Below are 1,578 nucleotides of genomic sequence, written 5' to 3'. Positions count from 1 at the left end.
ATCGCCGTCTCCTACAGCTACGACAAGCCCCAGGTCCCGGCCGGCACCCCCGGCAACTCCTGCGACATCGGCATCTTCGACGCCCGCGGCACCGACCTCGGCAGCCCCGGCTTCCGCGGCTGGTCCGGCGGCTTCCGCACCGAGTTCGCCCTCGCCCGCGACACCGCGACCCCCGGCTACCTCCCCGGCCCGATCGACCCGGGCACCTGGCACATCGTCCTCGGCCCGTACCAGGTCGCCCCGCAGGGCCTGGACTACCGGGTCCAGGTCACCCTCCGATTCGGCGCGCCCGGGCCCGAGTTCACCCCGCACTACCCGCCGGAGCGGGCCCGCAGCCGCGGCCGGGCCTGGTACCGCGGCGACTGCCACCTGCACACCGTCCACTCCGACGGCCGGCGCCTGCCCGAGGAGGTCGCGGCCGGAGCCCGCGAGGCCGGACTGGACTTCATCGTCTCCACCGACCACAACACCAGCTCCTCGCACGCCGTCTGGGGTCCGCTGGCCGGCCCCGACCTGCTGATCATCCCCGGCGAGGAGGTCACCACCCGCAACGGCCACTGGCTGGCCCTCGGCCTGGAGGCCGGCCAGTTCGTCGACTGGCGCTACCGCTCCCGCGACGAGGAGTACCCGCGCTTCGCCCGCCAGGTCCACCGCTCCGGCGGCCTCGTGGTGCCCGCCCACCCGTACTGCCCGTACGTCGCCTGCCAGTGGAAGTTCGGCTACGAGCAGGCCGACGCCGTCGAGGTGTGGAACGGGCCCTGGACGTACGACGACGAGTCGGCCGTGGACACCTGGGACTCCCGGCTCGCCGTCGCCCTGCGCGACGGCCGCTCCTGGCTGCCCGCCATGGGCAACAGCGACGCGCACAGCGCCCCGCAGGTGATCGGCTCCCCGCACAACGTCGTCCTCGCCGAGGACCTCACCCGCGACGCGATCCTCGACGGGCTGCGCGCCGGGCGCAGCTGGCTCGCCGAGTCCTCCGCCGTCCGGCTCGACTTCACCGCCACCGGCCACGGCCGCCGGGCGGGCATCGGCGAGGAGCTGACCGTCCCGGCCGACGCCCCGGTGGACGTCCGGCTCACCGTCTCCGGCGTGCCCGGCGGTACCGTCCGGCTGCTCACCGACGAGGGGCAACTGCACCAGGAGTCGCTGCCCGCCGACGGCTCCGGCACCGTGGTCTGGCGCACCACCGCCTCGCTCGCCGCCTACGTCCGGGCCGAGGTGCGCCACCCCAGGGCGGACGGCACGCCGGGCCACGGCAACTCGATGGGTCCGGACCTGCCCTGGGGCCCGATGGCGGCGCTCACCAACCCGATCGTGCTGCGCGCGGAGGATCGCTGACGGGTCCCGGGGTGGTCCTGGAGCGGGTCCGGCACGCCCCGGCGACCCGCCCAGGGACCGGGAGGGGGACGACTCGGACCACTCGTTTGGACTAGGTTGATCCCCGAAACGCATCAGTCGTAGGGACGAGGCGGTCGGCTGTCCGGTTCCGGGCCGACCGGCTCCTTCGCACTCCCACCGCCTCGCCCCGGCTACCCGTCCGTCCCCGGCCCCGCGAAGGGATCAGCAGCTGTGAAC

At 74.7% G+C, this 1,578-nt stretch carries 1 protein-coding gene; it reads left to right on the top strand.

Annotated elements, in window-relative coordinates; all coding sequences use genetic code 11:
* A partial coding sequence (locus tag J0670_RS37705; protein ID WP_207817279.1) for a CehA/McbA family metallohydrolase occupies positions 1 to 1,341 on the top strand: 1,341 nt, incomplete at its 5' end.
* Positions 1,342 to 1,578 lie beyond the last annotated feature (237 nt).

It is taken from the genome of Streptomyces sp. FH025 (assembly GCF_017427025.1).
Taxonomy (GTDB): domain Bacteria; phylum Actinomycetota; class Actinomycetes; order Streptomycetales; family Streptomycetaceae; genus Kitasatospora.
This window is presented reverse-complemented; position numbering and strand designations above follow the sequence as displayed.